We start from the raw sequence: 20,988 nt of genomic DNA, 5'->3' as shown, positions 1-20,988 counted from the left end.
TAGGATTTGGCAATCGCTCTCCCACATCTGTTTCGGGCCAGTCATGCCTGTTGTTTCACCGCCGCTCGCCTTGCGAATGGGCCGTAAAGCGGCCCCCGGCCATAACCCTCAGAACCCCATGCTGAAGCTCACCGTCACCCCATGGTCGCGGGCATCATTGGACAGCTGCCCGGAATACCCGATCCCCAGCTTGCCACTCTCGCCCACCGCCAGGTCCAGCCCGGCCTCGACCACTGCCGCGTCCTTGGCAATCGGCACGCCCGAGGCACTGAAGCCTGCCCCGCCTTCGATAAAGCGCAGGTCGGCGTCGGGCTTGGTGTCGCCGAAGGCATGCCGCCAGCCCAACGACGCGCGCGGGGTGATGGCGGTGCCGTTGGCCAGCTCGATACGCTTGCCGGCGCGCACGCCCAGGGTGGAATAGGTCACGTCCTGGTCAACGCTGCCCTCCAGCCGCCCTGCCCCGCCCTTCTCATGGGCGGTATCGCTGTCGTACTTGCCGTAGGCCAGCCCGGCGAACGGCTCCAGGGCAATGCCACCGGCGTCGATGGCGTAGCCCACTTCGCCGAACACCTGGGCGCTGCGGGCCTTGTACTTGGCCTTGAGGCGGTCGTTGTAGGCGCCCACCTCGACGTCACGCTTGGTGTCGATGTCGTGCCAGCTGTAGGCCACGCCCAAGCGGGCGGCGAAGGCGTCCAGCTGGTAGCCCAGGTAGGTGCTCAGGTGGTAGCTGTCGACCGAGGCATCCGAACGGCGCTGGTGCGCATCGATACTGGAGTTGGTGTAGCCGGCAGCAACGCCGACCTTCCACTGCTCGTCCAGCGCCCGGTCGACACCGAGCATGAAGCCCTGCAGCTCACGATCGACACTGGCGTGGCTGCTGCTGCCATCGAAGTCGCCCCAACCGCCGAGGGCGCGGATCCAGCCGACGGCCTGGCCCTGGCAACCTTCGCTGGTGAGCTGCTGGTTGGCGGTGGGGGCCAGGGTACGGCGTGGGTCGTCCTGGCGGCTGCAATCGGCCTGGCGCAGGCGGTCGTTGACCGCTTCGCGAACGTAGCGCGAGTCCTCGATCAGCACGCTGGCCGTGCTGGCGTGGATCTCGCCGGACAGGCTGTCGAACGCCGCCCGGGCCTGCGCCGCGCTCATTGGCAGGATATTGCCGGCCAACGCGGCTGGCGCGGTTGGGCCGCTGAGGGCGGTGGCCACGCCACGCTGGTTGCCGGTGACCGCGACCCCGGCAAAGCCGGTACCGTTGCGGCTCAGCGACAGGGTCACCTGGTTGGCGCCATAGGCCACGGCGCTGTTGAGGAACGCCGAGTTGCTCAGGTTGGTGCTGGCGAAGGTCCCGGTGACACCGCCCGCGGCAGTGACCACGGTGTAATGGCCACTGCCACTGAAGCCGGCCAGGTTGACCACCTGCAGGCTGCCGCCGAGGTTGGCGGTGCCGCCGACGTCGAGGTAGCTGGTCGGGTTGCCGCTGACATCGACGAGCAGGCTGCCGCTGGCGGCGTTGGTGAAGTTGCCGGTGACACTGAGTTCACCGCCCTTGCCCGGCATCACCGTGCCCTGGTTGACCAGGCTGGCGACCGTGCCGGTGCCGGTCAGCGCGGCGCCATTGGCCACGGTGACCTGCGCCGCGAGGCTGGCGCCGGGGTTGGCGGCATTGCCCACCTCAAGCACGCCCTGGTTGACGTTGAAGGCGCCGCTGAAGGCCTGGTTGCCGGTCAGCAGCAAGGTGCCGGCGCCGGTCTTGGTGGTGGTGCCGGTACCGGTCAGGCTGCCGTTGAAGGTGCCATTGGCGCCCTGGGCGAACACCAGGCTGGCGTTGTTGAGGATGTTGCCCTGCAGGCTGCTGGTATTGCCCATCAGGGTACCGCCGCTGACCGTGGTGCCGCCGGTGTAGGTGTTGGCGCCGGCCAGTACCAGGGTGCCCGAGTCGAGCTTCTCGATACCGCCGGTCCCCACCAGCGGCGCGCTGATCAACGCCGTCGCGCCGGCATCCACCCGCACCGCCGCGAGGCTGCCGCCGCTGCCGTTGGTGGCGGTCAGGCTGCCATTGTTGCCGGCCACCAGTTGGTAGCCATTGGTGAGGAACTGCATGCCGGTGAAGGCCTGGTTGCCGGCCACGGTCACGGTGCCGGCCTGGCCACCGAACACGGCGAACTGCGCGCCCCAGTTGCTGCTGGCGGTGCCGGTGGAGTTGGTCCAGTTGGTGGCCGAGTTCCAGGTGCCGCTGCCGCCACCGATGCTGCCGTTGGGGGTGGTCTGGCTGCCGTTCCAGAACTGCAGCGAACCGCCGGCGCCCTGCACCACCAGGTTGAGCTGGTTGGCGATGGCGGTCTGCAGGCTCAGGTCGCCCAGCACCACGCTGCCGGGGATGGCGCCGAACACCAGGCCGTTGTCGGTCAGTGAACCGCCATAGCTGAACAGGCGGTACACCCCTGGGCCGAAGCCGCCGGCGTCGGTGATGTTGAGGGTGCCGTCGACGATCAGGTTGCCGGCCACCTGCACCACAGTGGTCGCAGCATTGGGTGCGCCAAGGCTGAAGTCCAGGGTGCTGCCGGAGGCCAGGCTCAGGCTGCCCACCGACAACGGCGTGCTGCCAGGGCCTGCGGCGAGGGTGGCGCCGTTCTGGATCTGCACCGCACCGGCCAGGGTTCCGCTACCGCTCAGGCTGGCGCCGGTGGCGACCGTGACCGTGGCGCTGTCGAGGCGGCCGTTGACCACCAGGCGCCCGGCGTTGACGTTGGTGGCGCCGGTGAGGGCGTTGTTGCCGGTGAGCAGCAGCTCGCCGGTGCCGGCCTTGGTCAGGGTGCCGCTGCCGGTGAGGTTGCCGGTGTAGCTGCCGTTGGCGTTCTGCTCGAAGGTCAGTGCCGCGTTGTTGACGATGGCGCCCTTGAGGCTGTCGCTGTCGCCCACCAGGCTACCGGCGTTGATCAGGGTGCCGCCGGTGTAGCTGTTGCTGCCACTGAGGGTGAGCTGGGCGCTGCCGTTCTTGACCAGGCCGCCAGCGCCACTGAGGTTGCCGGCCAGTTCCAGGGCGTTGCTGCCGGCAATGGCCAGGGCGCCGTTGAGCACGGCATTGTTGCCCAGGGTGACGGCGGTGTTGCTGTCCAGCGTGGTGCCAGCGGCGGCGGTCAGCACGCCACTGCCCAGGGCGCTGTTGTTGCCCACCACCAGGGTGCCGCCGTTGAGCGCGGTGCCGCCGCTGTAGCCGTTGGCGGCGTTGAGCACCAGGGTGCCGGTATCGTACTTGGCGATGCTGCCGGTGCCATTGAGGGCGACGTTGAGGGTGGCCGTTGCGCCGTTATCGACCCGCAGGTTGGTGGTGCCGGTGGTGAGCAGCTCGCCGGCGGCGCCGCCATTGAGCACATAGCCGTCGCTGACGAACTGCATGCCGCCGATGCTCTGGCTGCCGTTGACGGTGACGGTGCCTGGGGTGCCCTGGAACACCGCGAAGGTGTCGTTCCAAGAATCGTTGAGCACGCCATTGGCGTCGGTCCAGTTGGTGTTGGTGGCATCCCAGGTGCCGCTGCCACCGTCGATCACGCCGTTGGGGACGGACTGGCTGCCATCCCAGAACAGCACGTTGCTGGCCCCGCCGACCACCAGGTTGACCTGGTTGGCGATGGCGGTTTGCACGGTCAGGTCGCTGGCCGGCACCGGCGTGCTGCCGATGGCCATGCCGTTGTTGACCAGGCTGCCGCCGTAGGCGAACAGGCGGTACACCCCGGCGCCGAAGCCACCGATGTCGGTGATGTTGAGCGTGCCGCCGAGGGTCAGGTTGTTGGCCACGTTGACCAGCGGGGTGCTGCTGACCGGCGCACCGAGGGCGGCGTTGAAGTTGGCGCTGTTGCCGAGCACCAGGTTGCCGACGTTCAGGGTGCTGCCGCTGGCGGCGCTGAGGGTACCGCCGTTGGCCACCGACACCGTTCCGCCAATGCTGCCGCTGCCGCCCAGGGTGGCGCCGCTGGCAACGTTGACCGTGTTGCTGGCCAGGCTGCCGTTGACCACCAGGCCACCGGCCTGAACGTTGGTGGTGCCGCTGTGGCTATTGCTGGCGCTGAGGGTCAGGGTATCGATGCCCATCTTGTTCAGGGTGCCGGTACCGCTGATGTCACCGGCGAATACGCCGCCCTGCACGCCCAGGCTGTTGCCCGCGGCGATCTGGATGGCGCCGCTGCCACCGATGTCGCCCAGGGTGGTGTTGCCGTCCAGGTTGAGGGTGGCGCCGCTGCTGACATTGAGCTCGCTCTGGCTGCCCAGGGCCGTGGTGCCGAGGGTGCTGAGGCTGCCGGCGAGCAGGTTGATGATGCCGCTGAAGGTGTTGTTGCCCGACAGGGTCAGGTCGGCCAGGCCGGTCTTGTTGAGGGTGCCGTTGCCGCTGAGCACGCCGGCCAGTTGCAGGTCGTTGCTGCCCAGCACGTTCAAGGTGCCGCTGACCGCGACCGGGTTGCCCAGGGTGACCGCGCTGCTGCTGTCGAGGTTGGCGTTGCCGGTGACGCTCAGGCCACCACTGCCGAGCGCTGCGTTGTTGCCGACCACCAGCGTGCCCGCCTGCAGCTCGGTACCACCGCTGTAGGTATTGGCGCCACTGAGCGTCAACGCCGAGGCGCCGCTCTTGACCAGGCTCCCGGTACCCGCCAGGGTGCCGCCGAGGGTCAGGTCGTTGCTGCCCAGCACGTTGAACAGGCCCGCCAGGTTGACGTTGTTGGCCAGGGTCACGGCTTGGCTGCTCTGCAGGCTGGTGCCGGCAGCCGCATTGAGCGCGCCGCTGCCCAGCGCCGTGTTGGAACCGACGATCAAGGTACCGGCGTTGAGCGCAGTGTTGCCGCTGTAAGTGTTGTTGCCGGCCAGCAGCAGGCTGGCGTTGCCGGCCTTGACCAGGCCGCCGCTGCCGCTGATGTCGCCATTGAGCGCCAGGTCGTTGCTGCCGGCGATGTTCAACGGCCCGGCCAGGCTGATGGCGTTGCCCAGTGCCACGGTCTTGTTGCTGTCCAGGGTGGTACCCGCCGTGGTGCTCAGCACGCCGCTGCCCAAGGCACTGTCGCTGCCGACGATCAGCGTGCCACCACTGAGGGTGGTGCCGCCGCTGTAGCTGTTGCTGCCATTGAGCACCAGGGTGCCGGTGTCGAGCTTGTTCAGCTTGCCGCTGCCGGCCAGGGCCACGTCGAGGGTCGCGATGGCACCCGGGTCGACGCGCACGCTGGTGTCGCCGCTACTGCCGTTGACCAGGTTCAGCACACCGCCGGCACCGCCCAGCAGGCGGTAGCCGTTGCTGACGAACTGCATGCCATTGATGGCTTGCGGGCCCACCACGGTGACATCGCCGGCAGTGCCCTGGAATACCGCGAAGCTGCCGTTCCAGGCGCTGTTGGTGGCGCCGTTGAGGTCGGTCCAGTTGCTGCTGCCGGCGTTCCAGGTGCCGGTGCCGCCGTTGACCTGGCCGTTGGCGGTGGTATCGCTGCCGTCCCAGAACAGGATGTTCTGGCCACTGGCGCTGACCAGCAGATTGACCTGGTTGGCCAGGCTGGTCTGCAGGCTCAGGTCGCCGAGGCCGAAGCCAAAGGGCAGGTTGCCGAAGTCCAGGCCGTTGTCGGTGAGCGCGCCTGCGTAGTCGAAGATCCGGTACACGCCGTTGCCGAAGCCGCCGATGTTGCTGACGTTGAGAGTGCCGTCGAGGGTCAGGTTGCCGCCGACGTTGAACAGTGCGGTACCACCGGTGGCGGGCGAGCCAAGCCCGGCATCGACGATCGAACCGCTGTTGAGCACCAGCGAACCCAGGCCCAGGGTGCTGCCGCTCGTGCCGGCCAGATGCCCGCCATTGCTGATGATGACCGTGGCGTTGGCGTTGCCGCTGCCGGTGAGGGTGGCGCCGCTGGCGACGGTCAGCAGGTTGCTGCCCAGGGTGCCATCGACCTTCAGGGTGCCGCCATTGACGTTGGTGTTGTCGGCGAGGTTGCTGATGCCGGTCAGGGTCAGAGTGCCGGTCCCGACCTTGGTCAGGCCGCCGAGGCCGTTGAGGCTGCCGGCGAAGGTGTTGCTTAGGTTGTTGCTGCCCAGGCTCAGGACGCTGCCGATACCGACATCGACCTGACCGCTGCCGGTCAGACTGCCGAGGCTGGCGTTGCCATTGAGGTTGAGCTGGCCGCTGGCGCCGACATTGAGGTTATCGACGTTGGCCAGCACGCCGCTGCCCAGGGTGGTAAGGGAGCCGGCCTGGATATCGACGTCGCCGGTGAAGGTCTTGGTGCCGACCAGAGTGAGGTCGTCGACGCCGGTCTTGATCAGGTTGCCGGTACCACTGAGGTCACCGCTGAGGATCAGCGCGTTGTCGACGGCGAAGGTCAGGTTGGCGTTGTTGCTCAGGGCGATGGTGTTGCCCAGGGCCATGGGCGCGCTGTTGGCCAGGATGGCATCGGCGCTGACCGAGAGGGTGCCGGTGCCCAAGGCGCCGCTGCTGCCCAGGGTCAGGCGTCCGGCATTGAGCTGGGTGCCGCCCTGGTAACCGTTGTTGCCGTTGAGGGTCAGGTTGCCGTTGCCGTTCTTGGTCAGCCCGGCGGTGCCGTTGAGCACACCGTTGAGGGTCAGGTCGTTGGCGCCAGCGACAGTCAGGCCGGCGTTGAGGGTGATGTTATTGGCCAGGCTGACGTTGCTGCCGGCGCTCAGGGTCGAGGCCCCGGCGACGGTCAGGGCGCCCTGCCCCAGCGCGTTGTCGTTGCCGACCACCAGCTGGCCGGCGTTCAGGGTGGTGCCACCCAGGTAGTTGTTGGCGCCATTGAGGGTCAGGGTGGCAGCGCCCGACTTGTTCAAGCCGCCGACGCCATCGAGCACGCCGTTGAGGGTGAGGTCGGCGCTGCCCAGCACATTGAGCAGGCCCCCCAGGTGCACGGCGTTGGCCAGGGTAACGTCCGCGCCGCTGGCATCGAGGCTGGTATTGGCGCCAGTGCTCAGGGCACCGGTGCCCAGGGCGGTATTGCTGCCCACCACCAGGGTGCCGCCGTTGAGCGTGGTGCCGCCGCTGTAGGTGTTGTTGCCGTTGAGGGTCAAGGTGGCGGCGCCATTCTTGATCAGGCTGTTGGTGCCACTGACTACACCGTCGAGGGTCAGCGCCTGGCTGCCGCCGAGGGTGAGGTTGCCGCCAGCCAGGTTGATGGCGTTGCCCAGCGCCAGCGCCAGGCTGGTATCGAGGGTGGCGGCACCGTTCACGTTCAGCGCGCCGCTGCCCAGGGCGCCGGCATTGCCCAGCAGCAGGCTGCCGGCTTGCAGCGCGGTGCCGCCGGTGTAGGTGTTGTTGCCGTTGAGGATCAGTTGGCCACTGCCCAGTTTGTTCAGGCCGCCATCACCACTGATGACGCCGTTGAGGGTCAGCGCCTGGGTATTGCTGACGCCAAGGGTGGTACCGCTGCCAAGGCCGATGGCGTTGGCCACCTGCAGCACCCCGCTGCTGGCCAGTGTGCTGTTGCCGGTCACCGCCAGGTTGCCCGAGCCCAGCGCCGTGTTGTTGCCCAGGGTCAGGGTACCGGCCCCGAGGGTGGTGGTGCCCTGGTAGGTGTTGGCGGCGCCGAGGGTCAGGTTGCCGGTGCCGGTCTTGCTCAGGCCACCGCTGCCGCTGATCACGCCGTTCAGCGCCAGGTCATTGTTGCCGGTCAGGTTCAGGTTGCCGTTGAGCAACACCTGGTTGGCCACGGTCAGCGCGCCGAGGGTGGCCAGGTTGGCGGCGGCGCCGACGGTGAGGGTTCCGGTGCCCAGCGCCTGGTTGTTGCCCAGGGTCAGGGTGCCGGCGTTGAGGGTCACTCCGCCGGTGAGGGTGTTGGCGCCACTGAGGGTCAGGTTGCTGGCACCGTTCTTGGTCAGGCTGCCGGCACCGGTGACGAGACCGCCCAGACCCAGGTCGTTGCTGCCAGCAATGGTCAGGTTGCCACCAAGGTTGACGGTATTGCCGATGTTCAGCGCGGTGTTGCTGTCCAGTGTGGTGCCAGCAGCCGCGTTGAGCTGGCCCAGGCCGAGGGCGCTGGCGTTACCGAGCACCAGGGTGCCGGCATTGAGGTTGGTGTTGCCCAGGATGCCGTTGGTCCCGTTCAGGGTCAGGATGCCGCTGCCGGTCTTGGTCAGGCCGCCGACACCGTTGATATTGCCGCCCAACGTCAGGTTCTGGGCACCGGCAAGGGTCAGGTTGCCGGCCAGGTTGATCTGGTTGGCCAGGGTTACGTTGGCGTTGCTGCTCAAGGTGGTACCGCCTACGGCATTCAGTGCGCCGGTGCCCAGCGCGGTGTTGCTGCCCACGACAAGCGTGCCGCCGTTGAGGCTGGTGATGCCCTGGTAGCTGTTGCTGCCGTTGAGGGTGAGGGTGCCGCTGCCGGACTTGACCAGCCCACCGGTGCCGCTCACGACGCCGTTGAGGGTCAGGTTGCTGGTGCCCGGCAGAGTGAGGTTGGCGTTCAGCGCGATGCTGTTGGACAGGCTGAAGTCGCCGGTACTGGTCAGGCTGGAAGCCCCGCTGACCGTGAGGCCACCGGTGCCCAGTGCCTGGGCGTTGCCCAGGGTCAGGGTGCCGGCGCCGAGGGTGGTGCCGCCGCTGTAGGTGTTGGCGTTGCCCAGGGTAAGGTTGGCGCCGCCTGCTTTGATCAGGCTGCCGTTGCCCGAGACGATTCCGGCCAGGCCAAGGTCGGCACTGCCGGCCACGGTCAGCGCGCCGTTGAGGGTGAAGGCGTTGCCCAGGGTGACGGCGGTGTTGCTGTCCAGGCTGGTGCCCGCTGCGGTGCTGACCGAGCCGGTGCCCAAGGCGGTGTTGCTGCCGACCACCAGCGACCCACCGTTGAGCAGGGTGCCGCCGGTGTAGCTGTTGGCACCGTTGAGCACCAACGTGCCGCTGTCGAGTTTGGCCAGCTGGCCGCTGCCGGACAGGCCAACGTTGAGCGTGGCGGTGACGCCTGGGTCGACACGCACAGCGAAAGCGCCGTTGCTGCCGTTGACCAGGTCCAGGCCACCGGCGCCGATCAGGCGGTAGCCGTTGGTGACGAACTGCAGGCCGGTGGCGGCCTGGGTACCGACCAGGGTCACATCGCCCGCCGTACCCTGGAAGATGGCGAAGTCACCGCCCCAGGCGCTGTTGAGCGTGCCGTTGACGTTGGTCCAGTTGCTGCCGCCGGCACTCCAGGTGCCTGTACCGCCATCGACCGAGCCGTTGGCGACGGTCTGGCCGCCATCCCAGAACTGCACGCCGCCGGCCGCGCCGCCGACCAGCAGGTTGACCTGGCTGCCGACGCTGGTCTGCACCTGCAGGTCGCCGGGCAACACGCTGCCGGGTATGGCGCCGAACACCACGCCGTTGTCCACCAGCGCCCCGGTGTAGTCGAACAGGCGATAGATACCCACGCCGAAGCCGCCGAGGTCGCTGACATTGAGGGTGCCGTCGAGGGTCAGGTTGCCATTGACGTTGACCAGCGCGGTGCCGCCGGTGGACGGCCCGGCCAGGCCGAAATCGAGGATCGAGCCGCTGTGCAGGGTCAGCGAGCCGGTACTCAGGGTGGCGCCGCTGTTGGCCAGCAGGTGCGCGCCATTGGCGATGTCCACGGCGCCCACCAGGCTGCCGGTGCCGCCCAGGCTGGCACCGCTGTTGACCTGCACGTTGGCGCTGGCCAAGGCACCGCTGACGTTGAGCAGGCCGCCATTGACCGTGGTATTGCCCGCCAGCACGCTGACGCCGGACAGTTCCAGGCTGCCGCTGCCGTTCTTCACCAGCCCGCCCGCGCCAGCCAGCACGCCGCTGAAGACGTTGTTGAGGTTGTTGCCGCCCACGCTCAGGTTGCCGCCGCTCGCCACGTTCACCGTGCCGGCGCCACTCAGGCCGCCGACGGTGGCACTGTTGCCGAGGTTGAGGCTGGCACCGGCGCCGACATTGAGCGCCGAGGCATTGCCCAAAGCGCCGGTGCCGACGGTGGTGAGGCTGCCGCCGAGCAGGTCGATGGCGCCGCTGAAGGTGTTGTTGCCGGCCAGTGTCAGGTCGGACAGGCCGTTCTTGATCAGGCCGCCCGTGCCACTGATCACCCCGCTCAGGGTGAGGTCGTTGCTGCCGCCCAGGGTCAGGTTGGCGCCCAGGCCGATGTTATTGGCGAGGTTGAGCACGGCGCTGTTGTCGAGGCTGGCGGCACCGGTCACGTTCAAGGCGCCACTGCCCAGGGCGTTGCCGTTGCCGATGACCACGCCACCGGCATTGAGGGTGGTGCCACCGGTGTAGGTGTTGACGCCATTGAGGGTCAGGGTGGCGAGGCCGTTCTTGATCAGCTGCCCTGCCCCGCTGAGCACGCCGCCGAGGGTCAGGGCGTTGCTGCCGCCCAGGGTGAGGTTGGCGTTGAGCGCGACATTGTTGCCCAGGCTGATGGCGGTGCTGTTGTCCAGGGAGGCCGCGCCGCCCACGGTCAGGGCGCCGCTGCCGATGGCGCTGCCACTGCCCAGCACCAGGCCACCCGCGTTGAGCACGGTGCCGCCGGTGTAGGTGTTCAGGCCGTTGAGGGTGACGGTGGCAGCGCCGTTCTTGATCAACTGGCCGGTGCCATCGATCAAACCGCCCAGGACCAGGTTGTTGCTGCCGCCAAGGGTGAGGTCGGCGTCCAGTGTGATGGCATTGCCGACGCTGAGCGCGGCGCTGGTATCGAGGCTGCCTGCACCCGCCACGGTCAGTTTGCCTGCGCCCAAGGCGGCGCCGTTGCCCAGCACAAGGCCACCGGCGTTGAGGGTGGTGCCGCCCAGGTAGGCATTGGGGCCGGACAGGGTCAGCAGCGCGCTGCCGTTCTTGACCAGGCTGCCGGCACCGCTGATCAGGCCACCGAGGCCGAGGTTGGCGCCACCGCCGATGGTCAGGGCACCGGCCAGGTTGACGGCATTGGCGAGGTTGACCGCGCTGCTGGCATCCAGGCTGGTGCCGGCGGCGGCATTGAGCGCGCCGCTGCCCAGCGCGGTGTTGCCGCCGACCACGATGCGCCCGGCGTTGAGGTTGGTGGCGCCGACATAGGTGTTGGCGCCGTTGAGGGTCAGGGTGCTGGCGCCGTTCTTGGTCAGGCCGCCGACGCCGGCAACCACACCGCCAAGGGTGAGGTCGTTGCTGCCGGCCAGGTTGAGGTTGCCCGCCAGGTTGAGGTTGTTGGCCAGGCTCAGCCCGGCCACGCTGCTGTCGAGGGTGGTGTTGGCGGCGGCGTTGAGCGCGCCGGTGCCGAGCGCGGTGTTGCTGCCGAGCACCAGGGTGCCGGCGTTGAGCGAAGTGGTGCCGCTCTGGGAGTTGTTGCCACTGAGGGTCAGGCTGCCTGCGCCGTTCTTGATCAACCCGCCAGCGCCACTGATGTTGCCGGCCAGGCTCAGGTTGTTGGCCCCGGCCACGGTCAGGTTGCCGCCCAGGCTGACGGCGTTGTTCAGGGTCATGGCCACGGTGTTGCTCAGCGTGGCGGCGCCACCGACGGTCAAGCCCCCGGTACCAAGCGCGGCGGCGTCGGCCAGGGTCAGGGTGCCGGCGTTGAGGGTCAGGCCACCGCTGAAGGTGTTGGCACCGCCCAGGGTGAGGTTGCTGCTGCCGTTCTTGACCAGGGCGCCGCTGCCGCTGACCACCCCGCCCAGGGTGGTGGCGTTGCTTCCTGCCAGGGTCAGGGTGTTGCTCCCCAGGTTGATGGCGTTGCCCAGGTTGACCGCAGTGCTGGCGTCGAGCCCGGCATTGCCGCCAAGGGTCAGCGCGCCAGTACCCAGGGCGTTGTTGTGGCCCAGGATCAGTTGCCCGGCGTTGAGTGTGGTGCCACCGCTGAAGGTGTTGTTGCCGCTGAGGGTCAGGCCGGCGCTGCCATTCTTCACCAGAGCGCCGGTGCCGCTGATCGCCCCGCCCAGGGTGGTGGCGCTGGTGCCCAGCAGGCTGAGGGTGTTGGCGCCGAGGTTGACGGCATTGCCCAGGCTGACTGCGGTGCTGGCATCGAGGCTGGCATTGCCGCCCAGGGTCAGTGCGCCGCCGCCCAGCGCGTTGCTGTGGCCGACGGTAAGCTTGCCGTTGTTGAGCGTCAGGCCGCCGCTGAAGGTGTTGTTGCCGTTCAGGGCCAGGTCGCTGGCACCGTTCTTGACCAGCGCGCCAGTGCCGCTGATCACCCCGCCCAGGGTGGTGGCGCTGGTGCCCAGCAGGTTGAGGGTGTTGGCGCCCAGGTTGATCGCATTGCCCAGGCTGACAGCGGTGCTGGCATCGAGGCTGGCGTTGCCGGTCAAGGCCAGGGCACCGGTACCCAGCGCGGCACTGTTACCGACGGTAAGCTTGCCAGCGGCCAGGCTGGTGCCGCCGCTGTAGGTATTGACGCCGTTGAGGGTGAGGTCGGCGGCGCCGTTCTTGACCAGGCTGCCAGTGCCGCCGATCACGCCACCCAGGGTGAGTGCGTTGTTGCCCGTCAAGGTCAGGGCACTGCTGCCCAGGTTGATGGTGTTACCCAGGGACATCGCCGCCGTGGTGTCCAGGCTGGCGTTGCCGGTGAGGCCCAGGGCTCCCGTGCCCAGGGCGTTGCTGTTGCCCAGGGTGAGGGTGCCGTTGGCCAGGGTGGTGCCGCCGCTGAAGGTGTTGACGCCGTTGAGGGTCAGGTTGCCGCTGCCGCTCTTGACCAGCGAACCGCTGCCGCTGAGCACGCCGCCCAGGGTCAGGGCGTTGCTGCCAGGCAGGCTGAGGGCGGCGTTGAGTGCCACGGCGTTGTTCAGCACCAGCGGCACGCTGCCTTGCAGGCTGCCGGCGCCGTTGACGGTGAGCCCGCCGGTGCCAAGCGCCGCAGCGCTGGTCAGGTTGAGGCCGCCGGCGGTGAGGATGGTGCCGCCGCTGTAAGTGTTGGTGCCGCCGAGGGTGAGCAGGCCGGCGCCGGTCTTGGTCAGCCCGCCAACACCACTGACCACCCCATTGAGGGCCATGTCGGTGGCGCCGCCGACGTTCAGGCCGGCGTTCAGGGTCAGCGCGTTGCTCAGGCTCAGCCCGCCAACGGTGCCTGCCAGGCCGCCGCCATTGACGGTAATGGCACCACTGCCGAACGCGCTGGAATTGTCGAAGTTGACCTGGCCGCCATTCAGGGTGGTCAGGGTGGTGCCGTTGAGCACCTGGCCGAGCAAGCTCCAGGTGCCGCTGTCGACGATCAGCCGGTTGAAGTTGATGTAGTTGCTGGCGTTGATGGTACCGCTGCCACTGGTGCCGCTGCCGCCGCCGATGGCATTTTGCAGCGCCAGGGTGTTGGTACCACCGGCGCCGCCGTCGATCTTGCCCGCTGCCGCGTAGGCGAGGTTGGGGTTGCTGGTGACCAGCAGGGCCACGCCGACACCCAGCCCCGCGCCGACATTGGAACCGGTGATGGCGTTGAAGCGGTTGGTGCTGTTGGCGCCCATCGACAGGCTGCCGGTGAGGGTGCCGGCGTTGGTGAAGGTGTTGCCGGTAGCAGAGGCCTCGAAGGCTGCACGGCCGAGGACGGTGCCGGTGTTGGTGAAGTTCACCGTGCCGCCGCCGGTCACGGCGATCACCGGGGTGTCCTCGCTCACCAGGGTCAGGCTGGCCAGCGCCGAGGAGCCGATGCTGCCGGCGTTGGTAATGGTGGTGGTGCCACCTGCACCGTTGCGCGCATCCAGCGCCATGCCCGTGAGGTTGAACAGGCTCGCGCCAAGCAAGGCACCCGTGCCCTTGATCACGCCCGTGGCGTTGTTGTTGATGTTGAGGGTGCTGCCGGTGCCGGTGTTGCCGATCAGCACCGCACTGGACTGAATGCTCAGCAACCCCAGCAAGGTCGGGTCGATGATGCCGGAGTTGTTCAAGGTGTTGTTGTTGCCGGCCAGCGACAACGAGGTGCCGCCCACCCCCAGCAGCGTCCCCAGGGTGGCGCCTGGGTTGACGTTGACCGTGAGGCCACTGCCGCCGTTGGTATAGCTCGGCGCCAGCGGGTTGGCCGCGCCGTTGCAGGTGATCGTGGACCCCGCCGCGCTACAGACGGCCAGCGCCTGTTCACTGGTGAGGGAAAGGGCCATGCCCCCGACAACCAGGCTGACAGCCAGGGACAATTGCGAGAGACGGGCAGGCAAACGGGCGGCGACACTTCTGTCCACGGAGAGCTCCTTCGTGGATCAGGTCATTCAGTCCTTGAATACGTGTATCGCGGTGATGCAGGAGCGCGACATACGCCGGCCGAAACGCCTGACCCTGGCTACAAGTTCCTTTGTGGAAATGTGTAGCCGCTCAAGCACGGACAGCACGCCGCTTGGGGCGGTCAAATGGTGTTAATACTATTTCGAGGCAGTACGAACTACGCGGGTTGCAGCGCAGTGGCGATTGGATCCATCCGACAAGCGGTCATGGCCAATCGCCAGAATGTGACCGCTTCACCGTTTCGCCTGGGCCTCAGGCAACCTCGGCGCCGTCATCCGGCCAATGCGGCTCGTTGGCGCCAGGCGGTGTCAGGGGTGGCAGGCCGTAGGCCGCACGGGCGTCGTCGCAGCTGGGGTTGTGCACGCCATGCTCCCAGGATGCTTCGAATTCACGGCAGGGGCTCGAGCGGTTCTCGTAGATGCCGCAGGCGACCTGCTTGCCGATCTCGCCGCCCAGGCTGGTACAGCGGCAGGGCTTGGCGTCGGTGCCGATCATGGCGACGCGGGTGGGGTTGATCTGCACCACCAGGTCGTCGGGCACCAGGCCACCGGCCGATTGGCATTCACCCCAGAAGAAAGACACACGAAAGTAGCCGCAGCAGGCGCCGCAGGTCAGGCAAGGGTTCTGTTCGGACATGATGACCAGGGAGGGAGGTTGTTGTTATCGGGGCGAGCGCCCGCGGCGCTATTTGTAATCCAGGCGCGACTGGCTGAGAAGAGGGGGAATGAAAAAAAGATCGCCGCTGATCGGCGTAAACGCATCGCGGGGCAAGCCCGCTCCCACGCAAGCGATGCAAGGCGTGGGAGCGGGCTTGCCCCGCGATCAGGCCAGGCCTGCTTACTTGCTGGTCAGCCCATCAGCACGGAACATCTGGCGAATGCCGCGAATGGCCTGGCGAATGCGGTCCTGGTTCTCGATCAGGGCGAAGCGCACATGGTCATCGCCGTAGTCACCGAAACCGACGCCTGGCGACACGCAGACCTTGGCTTCGGCCAGCAGCTTCTTGGAAAACTCCAGCGAACCGAGGTGTGCGTACTGTTCGGGGATCTTGGCCCATACGTACATCGACGCTTTAGGGTTCTCGACCATCCAGCCCATCTCGTGCAGGCCCTTGACCAGCAGGTTGCGGCGCTGGCGGTACTGCTCGGCGATGTCGCGCACGCACTGCTGGTCGCCTTCCAGGGCGGCGATGGCCGCTACCTGCAACGGGGTGAAGGTGCCGTAGTCGTGGTAGCTCTTGATGCGTGCCAGGGCGCTGACCAGCTCCGGGTTGCCGACCATGAAGCCGATCCGCCAGCCGGCCATGTTGTAGCTCTTGGACAGGGTGAAGAACTCCACCGCGATGTCCTTGGCCCCCGGCACCTGCATGATCGACGGCGCCTTCCAGCCGTCGTAGACGATATCGGCGTAGGCCAGGTCGTGCACCACCAGCACGTCGTACTGCTTGGCCAGGGCCACCACGCGCTCGAAGAAATCCAGCTCGACGCACTGGGCAGTGGGGTTGGACGGGAAGCCGAGGATCATCATCTTCGGCTTGGGGATCGACTCGCGGATCGCCCGCTCCAGCTCGTTGAAGAAGTCCACGCCCGGCACCAGCGGCACCGAACGCACCTGAGCGCCGGCGATCACCGCGCCGTAGATGTGGATCGGGTAGCTGGGGTTGGGCACCAGCACGGTGTCGCCCTGGTCGAGGGTGGCAAGCATCAGGTGCGCCAGGCCCTCTTTCGAGCCGATGGTGACGATGGCTTCGCTCTCCGGGTCGATCTCGACCTCGTAGCGGTCCTTGTACCAGTTGGAGATGGCCCGACGCAGGCGCGGGATACCGCGCGAGGTGGAATAGCCATGGGTGTCTTCGCGCTGGGCGACCTGCACCAGCTTCTCGACGATGTGCGGCGGGGTGGCGCCATCGGGGTTGCCCATGCTCAGGTCGATGATGTCCTCGCCACGGCGGCGGGCAGCCATCTTGAGCTCGGCGGTGATGTTGAAGACGTAAGGGGGCAGACGATCGATGCGCGCGAAACGGCGCGGCGAACCTGGATTGGCCATGGTTTCCTCTGGAGACGTAAGCGCCCGGAACCGTCCGAGCGACGTTGGCCGCTGCGGCGGCCGAATCAGAAGATAATCCCGCCAAGTAAATTTCGCAAAGGATAATTTTCTGTTTTTCCAAAACTTTTCAGGCGCATAGTTTGAAAAAACAGAAAATTCAAAATTGACGAGTCCCCTGTGGGAGCGGGTTTACCCGCGAATGCGTCGCTGGATTCACCCTCGAACTCGCGGGCAAACTCGCTCCCACAGGCAGGTCAATGAATCAATAAACCTGCACCCGCCACAACTCGCGCGAAGCCGAGGCCGCGCTCATGGGCAGGCGCCCGTGCAGGGTCTGGTAGTTGTCGATCAGCACCAGGTCGCCCGCCGCCCATTCGTGGGCGATCAGGCACTGCGGGTCGTACACCAGCCCGTCGAGCTGTTCGATCAACTGGCGCTGATAGGCCTCGTCACCGCCCTGCACCTGCTGCTCGAGGGTCTGCAGCGACGACTCGCACCCTTCCTGGTAACGCAGCACCGGCTCGCCCGTGCGCGGGTCGCGGTCCACCAGCGGATAGGTACGTGGCGAACCGCCGAAATAGGTCATGCGCGTGTAGTAGGTGATGTCGACGCCCTGCCATTGCCGGGCCACCTCGAGCCCGACCTGACGCAGGGCGTTGCGGCTGTCGACGATGGTGGTCTGCCCTTCCCCGGGTTGCGGCGGCGTCTTGCAGTAGAGCATGAAGGTATGGGCGCAGAACTTGGGGTCGCGCTGCACCAGCGGGTCGCTGTCGGGCAGCAGGTTGAGGTCCCAGTGCAGCGGCGTCTTCTCCAGCGAATGCACCACGCCCTGGGGCTGCTCGGCCGGCTTGACCACGTGCACCTCGCCAAAGGCCCAGCGGTAGATGGTGCCGAAGCGCGCGCAGTCGGCGGCGAACTCGCCCTGCTCGGGATACTCGCAGCCCTTCAGGCAGACGAAGCCGAAACTGCGCACCAGCGCCTGCAAGGTCTCGGTGGCCAGCCGTTGTGGCCCCTCCCCCGTGGGGGCGCTGACCACCAGGCCGAACAGCGGCAGTTTCTGCAGTTCGAAGCGGTAGCCCTCCAGCGCCTCGCCGCTGGTTTCATGCAGCAGCCACGGCCGCCCTTGCCAGGTCACCTGCACATGCCGAGCGTTGTCGATTTCGGCACGGCCACGCAGCGACTGGCCGCCATCGAGCTGGCGCACCGGCACCGCGTGCCAGGGGCTGACGACATGGCTCAACCCCTCGGCCAGGGCCAGGGTGAACTTGGGCCCGGCGTTGTCGTACTGATGCACCGACAGGCGAATGTGCTCGGGGAAGAAGCGATCGACCGCCGCATTGAGCGCTTGCCCGCGCAGCATCATCTGGTAGGCCTTGTAGGAGAGCTGGCGCAGATGCTCGTCCTGGTCCTGGCCGGGCTCGCAACACAGGCGCAAATCGTTGTACAGGTGGCTGCACAGCTTGTCGTGGCTGCGGGCCAGGGTTTCGTCGCCCTGGCAGTGCTCGATCAACGCCTCGACGTTCTTCCATGGCAGGCGCGCCTGCTTGACCAAGGTCGCGCGCAGCGTCTCGGGGCTGCTGGCCTGGGGGAACAGGTCTTCCATGCTCACCCAGCGGATGCAGTGGGTGACGCACAGGCTGCGCAGGGCCTGGTTGTAGGCGCGGCGTACCTCGTCGGGCACGCCGACGATGTCGTTGAAGGTGGTGCCATCGCTGAGGATGACGATCTCGCAACCCGGTGCGTGCAGCGCGGCGATCTCCTGGCCGAGGCGGTCGAGACGTTCGATGGCCATCACCTCGCCGTAGTCCGGCAGCACGCCGAAGGTTTTGTCGCGATCGTTCGGCGATTTGCAGGGGAAGCCCGGCAGCACCATGCGCAGCGGCTCGCCACGTTCGAAGCAGCGAGCCAGGCTCTGGGCCAGTTGCGCCTTGCCGCTGTCGGCGAAGCGATCGCCCTCGGCCTTGAGCAGATAACCGTCCAGCACCTGGCTGACGGCTGCGATCCAGCTGTCTTGATCATGCATCTGTGTGTCGTCCTTTGGTGGTGTTACAACGAGCCGGCCAGTTCCATGGATTGGCTCAAGGGGGAAACAGCTGTCGGGCGCAAGGCCGCGAGCAACTGGTCGGGGGTCTGGCAGTACAGCTGCGGGCCGTGGGCACGCAGCGTCTCGGGCTCGCCATAACCCCAACCTGCGGCGACCACCGGCATGCCGGCAGCGTGCGCCGTCAGCAGGTCGACCGGTGTGTCGCCGACGAACAGGCAATGCACGGGTGCCACGCCGAGCCGCTCGGCAGCCAGCAGCGCAGCGTCGGGAGCGGGCTTGAGCGGCTGCCCCGGTTGGTGCCCCATGACCGCGGCAAAGGCCGTGGCCGGCAGCAGCCGCTCCAGCACTTGCAAGGCCAAGGCGTGGGCCTTGTTGGTGACCACGGCGATGGGCAAGCCGCGCGCCGTGAGGGTTTCGAGCAGCCGTTCGATCCCGGCATAGGGGCGCGAGAACTGCACCAGGTGCTGACGGTAACAGGCACTGTAGTCAGCCAGCAGGCGCCCGGCGTGCGACGCCCCCTGCTCCCTCGCCACCTGTTCGATCATCGCGGCCACGCCACCGCCGACCAGGGCGCGCACGCGTGCCTCGGGCAACGCGGCCAACTGGTGCTGCGCCAGTACTTGATTGAGGCACCAGGCAATGTCCGGCAGGGTGTCCACCAGGGTGCCGTCCAGGTCGAACAGCACCGCTTGCGCTTCGCTCAACCGCGCCATCACTGCACGCTCGCGTAATGGCAGGGGCGACCGCGACGGAACACCAGGCGGCTATAGCGCTCGTCGACATTGCTGCGCCGCTCGAGGGTAACCACGCCACGGCGCTTGATCGCCACCGAGTGCCAGGGCGTGCGCCACAGGTCGCTGGTGGGCACCAGGCGGATGCCGATCTTGCTCGACACGGCCAGTTGCGGGTGGATCGACAGGCGCAGGCAGTGCGGGTAGCGCGCCTGCAGCAGCGCGCTCCAGGCTTCGCTGCGCTGGATCACCCGCTGGGAGGCAGGCTTGGCCACTTTCTTCACCGCGTTCATGCTCATGCCGGCAAAGTCGGCAAGGCCGGCGTAGTCCTCCGACAGGAAACGGTGGATGCCGCAGTACATCAGCATCATGTGGTCCTCGGACTCGAAGCGCTGCTGCAACGTACGCAGCGACTGGCCGTGCTCGATCATCAGCTCTTCGCGCATGGAGTCCAGGCAGCCCAGTTGCGGGTAGGCGTCCTTGAGGTCGAACAGGGTGAACCGGCCCGGGTAGTGCTGGTCGGCGTAGCGCTGGATATCGTCGGTGTAGGCCTGGACATGGGCGTCGGGCACCCGCACCAGGTCAGAGAACACATAGCCGTCGGAGCAGATATGGATCACCGCCCCCGGTGCGTGCAGCGCGCGGATCTCTTCACAAAGCCTGTGCAATTCATCGATGGCGTGGTGCTCGGCCAGGTCGGGCAGCGGGCCGAGGGTCTTCTGGCGATTGGGCGACTTGCCTGGGAAAGCCGGCAGCACCATCTCGATCGGCTGACCCTGCTCGAGGGCGGCCAGGACCTTGGGCAGGTGCGGCGCGAGGGCCAGCTCGTCCAGCGCAGGATCCTGCCCGGGCGCCAGGCTGCGGCGACTGAACAGGCAGTGCAGGATGGCGAGGGCGGTGTCGATGGGCGCAGCGGGGTGACGTTGGCGCAACAACGCGCCATACGCCGAAAGAGCGAGGCTCGAATCGGTCATGGAACATTCCTTTGTCTGAAAACGCGGCAATTGTGCCGCCGGGTCATCCTGACCCGCGGCGGATAAAGTCCTGCAAAGCGGGTGACGATGTCAACCACGCCCCGATGAATTTTTACCAAGGCATAAAAAAACCCCGGCGCCAAGGCCGGGGTTTTTCGGGTAACAGCCCGCTGTATCAGCGTGCGTAGGTCATCAGCACATCGGCTGCGGTCTGGCTGTCCACACCCATCATCACGCTCAGGGCGGTGACGGTGAGGATGGAGAAGCCGAAGACCTTGCGCGCCCACTTGCTGTCGTCCTCGGCCTTGTAGCCGCCCCAGGCCATGTACAGCCAGTACAGGCCCATGGCGGCTGCCACGGCGAGGTAACCCAGGCCGGCGTAGCCGCCCAGGGTCAGCATCAGGGTGGCGAGCACGAAGGCCAGCACGTACAGCACGATCTGCTTCTTCGCCGCGAGGATACCGCGCGCCACCGGCAGGACCGGGATGTTGGCGGCGCTGTAGTCCTTGAAGCGGAAGATGGCGATGGCGAAGCTGTGCGGCATCTGCCACAGGCTGAACATCACCAGCAGGGTCACTGCAGCGAGGTCGAAGCTGTTGCTCACGGCGCAGTAGCCGATCACCGGAGGCATGGCACCGGACAGGCTGCCGACCAGGGTGCCGTGCACCGATTTGCGCTTCAGCCAGAGGCTGTAGAAACCGACGTAGACCACGAAGCCAACCAGGGCGCAGAACGCCGACAGTGGGTTGGCCTGCACATACAACAGGCTGAAACCGGCCACCCCGAGCAGGGTGGCGTAGATCAGCGCGAGGGGCAGCGACATGCCGCCCTGCACCATGACGCGGTTCTTGGTGCGCTCCATCTTGTGGTCGATGTCACGGTCGATGCAGTTGTTGAACACGCATCCGGACGCGACCACCAGGGAGGTACCGATCACCACTGCCAGGAACAGGGCGAAGTCCACTTGGCCCTTCGCGGCAAGGAAGAACCCGCCTGCCACGGAAAGCACGTTACCGAAAATGATCCCCGGTTTGGTGATTTGGATAAAGTGCTTCACGGACATGC

7 protein-coding genes are annotated in these 20,988 nt (G+C 67.1%); all 7 read right to left on the bottom strand.

All coding sequences use genetic code 11. The features are described from left to right. Window positions 1-108: 108 nt before the first annotated feature. The gene (locus ACQ4N9_RS09975) at window positions 109-14,088 is read right to left on the bottom strand and encodes an autotransporter-associated beta strand repeat-containing protein (protein WP_390968620.1); all 13,980 of its coding nucleotides are present in this window, start codon (window positions 14,086-14,088) and stop codon (window positions 109-111) included. Window positions 14,089-14,380: 292 nt separating this feature from the next. Beyond that, window positions 14,381-14,764: a YkgJ family cysteine cluster protein gene (locus ACQ4N9_RS09970; protein WP_110994885.1), complete on the bottom strand. Its 384-nt coding sequence runs from the start codon at window positions 14,762-14,764 to the stop codon at window positions 14,381-14,383. Window positions 14,765-14,965: 201 nt separating this feature from the next. Then, complete coding sequence (alaC, locus tag ACQ4N9_RS09965) at window positions 14,966-16,174, bottom strand: alanine transaminase (protein WP_110995869.1); 1,209 nt, start codon at window positions 16,172-16,174, stop codon at window positions 14,966-14,968. A gap of 262 nt (window positions 16,175-16,436) precedes the next feature. Then, a complete protein-coding gene (locus ACQ4N9_RS09960; RefSeq protein ID WP_430932757.1) occupies window positions 16,437-18,197 on the bottom strand; it encodes an isocyanide synthase family protein in 1,761 nt (586 codons plus the stop codon). Between the two features lie 23 nt (window positions 18,198-18,220). Further along, a complete protein-coding gene (locus tag ACQ4N9_RS09955; RefSeq protein ID WP_390968615.1) occupies window positions 18,221-18,931 on the bottom strand; it encodes an HAD family hydrolase in 711 nt (236 codons plus the stop codon). Beyond that, window positions 18,931-19,923, bottom strand: coding sequence for an L-tyrosine/L-tryptophan isonitrile synthase family protein (locus ACQ4N9_RS09950; protein WP_390968613.1), 993 nt, complete (start codon window positions 19,921-19,923; stop codon window positions 18,931-18,933). The genes ACQ4N9_RS09955 and ACQ4N9_RS09950 overlap by 1 nt, the downstream gene beginning before the upstream one ends. A gap of 175 nt (window positions 19,924-20,098) precedes the next feature. Then, a complete protein-coding gene (gene cyoE, locus ACQ4N9_RS09945) occupies window positions 20,099-20,986 on the bottom strand; it encodes a heme o synthase (RefSeq protein WP_125465460.1) in 888 nt (295 codons plus the stop codon). Window positions 20,987-20,988: the final 2 nt, after the last annotated feature.

This window comes from Pseudomonas sp. ES1, assembly GCF_050586605.1.
GTDB lineage: Bacteria > Pseudomonadota > Gammaproteobacteria > Pseudomonadales > Pseudomonadaceae > Aquipseudomonas > Aquipseudomonas sichuanensis.
Note: the sequence above shows the minus strand (reverse complement) of the source record. Positions and strands in the feature narration are given on the sequence as shown.

Coding starts and splice junctions, on each gene's coding strand:
- ACQ4N9_RS09960 (WP_430932757.1), bottom strand. CDS start 18,197: ATGCATGATCAAGACAGCTGGATCGCAGCCGTCAGCCAGGTGCTGGAC.
- ACQ4N9_RS09950 (WP_390968613.1), bottom strand. CDS start 19,923: ATGACCGATTCGAGCCTCGCTCTTTCGGCGTATGGCGCGTTGTTGCGC.
- ACQ4N9_RS09970 (WP_110994885.1), bottom strand. CDS start 14,764: ATGTCCGAACAGAACCCTTGCCTGACCTGCGGCGCCTGCTGCGGCTAC.
- alaC (WP_110995869.1), bottom strand. CDS start 16,174: ATGGCCAATCCAGGTTCGCCGCGCCGTTTCGCGCGCATCGATCGTCTG.
- cyoE (WP_125465460.1), bottom strand. CDS start 20,986: ATGTCCGTGAAGCACTTTATCCAAATCACCAAACCGGGGATCATTTTC.
- ACQ4N9_RS09955 (WP_390968615.1), bottom strand. CDS start 18,931: ATGGCGCGGTTGAGCGAAGCGCAAGCGGTGCTGTTCGACCTGGACGGC.